Below are 1603 nucleotides of genomic sequence, written 5' to 3' on the forward strand. Positions count from 1 at the left end.
GAGTCCACTGAAAAAATAGGTCTCTTACTTTTAATGAAATGAAAACCGGGGAATCTCTCGTTAATTTGAGCGAGTTCCTCGGTTATTTTGTATTTATTAAGGTCATAATTCGTTTCATATTGACCACGAAGATGGTTGTGGCTGCCTGTAACTCCATGCTGAAAAGACCCGATGCTCTCGCGACATCAAAGCCATGTCTCTGTTTTAGTTCGGCATTCTTTGCTTCGATTTTATAGCGATGTCTGGCCATTTCTTTAAAATAAGGTGTTTCCTGAAATTTCTTCTGGAAAAGATGGTCGTCACTCTTAATGGCTATTGAATAAGTTTTAGACTTTGCCCCCTCCTTATAACATCCTTCCTTGGAAAGGCAACTCTTGCACTTCTCAATGTCAAAGTAATGAGTGACAACTTGATTCTTATTTTGATATTTTTTCCCTGTCCTTGCTTTGCGAACAGCCATGTGTCCTTCTGGACAGACAAATAGCCCTGCATCTTTATTAAATTCAAACGCATCCTCTTCTTTACGGTAACCTTTTGAAACAGAAGGATTCAGTTTTGAAACCAAATGAATCTTTTCTTTGCGAGCTAGTTGAATGTTGTCCTTTCCTGAATAAGCCGCATCACCAATAATAGTCTCGATGTCCAGACTATTTTCCTTTGTTTTGGCATATAACTCAGGTAAATATTTCCCATCGCTTTGTTCACCAGAAGTGACCACGCAAGCAGTAATAATCCGTTCATCCGTCATAGCGATATGACTTTTATATCCATAGAAAGAGGTGTCGGCTGTCTTATGTCCAAGCCTAGCCTCCTCCTTAACAGAAGCTTCCAAATGTTCTAAGTCGTCCTCGACAGCCTCTTTTAGGTAATTGAACTTTTGAGAAACAGCCGGTAGGGCTAAGAGTTCCTCGTGTTTTTCAACCACAGCCATTAACTCCTCTGTATAGGTCAACTCTGCTTCGAGGTTATCTTCTTGAGGTTTCTTTGGAAATTCTATTTTGATATCTTCTGAATGTTGATAAATTGTTTTACGTAAAGCTTTTGAACGCTCTCTAAGGATTTCTTGGGGTTTCTTATGATTATAATGAGATTTGGTGTGAGTGGCATCCACAATGAGGATTTTACTCTTAATCAAGTTATGTTCGAGTGCAATTTGAACAGACTTCTGAATCAATACATCAAGCAGTTTATCATCTTTAATTCTTAGCTTTCTAAATTTCGTCAGAGAGGATGGCTCGATAACAGAATCTTCAGGAGCTAGACCAAGAAAAAATTTAAAGGCCATATCTGACAAGGAACGTCCTACCACATCTACATCTGATAACTTATAAATATCTTTTAACAAGAGATATTTGAACATCATAATCGGTGAATAAGCTTTACGCCCAAAATCGGGACGATAATTCTTTTCTAGTTCATCATAAATAAAGCTAAAATCACAGAGTTCAGTTAGCTGACGTAAAAAGTGGGTTTTAGGAACCACGATATCATACAAACTAGAATAAGGACTGACATCCATAGTTAACTGATTATCAAGCATCATCTCACCTCATCTCTAGTATAACAAAAAAGCCATCAATTTGATGACTTTTTCAGTAGACTC

1 protein-coding gene is annotated in these 1603 nt (G+C 37.7%); it reads right to left on the minus strand.

All coding sequences use genetic code 11. From position 1 onward, the window contains the following. Positions 1-82 precede the first annotated feature (82 nt). Entirely contained in the window at positions 83-1540 is a 1458-nt protein-coding gene (locus N8L90_RS09285) for an IS1182 family transposase (protein ID WP_261025209.1), read from the minus strand. Positions 1541-1603: the final 63 nt, after the last annotated feature.

Source organism: Streptococcus mitis (genome assembly GCF_946190115.1).
Taxonomy (GTDB): domain Bacteria; phylum Bacillota; class Bacilli; order Lactobacillales; family Streptococcaceae; genus Streptococcus; species Streptococcus mitis_CO.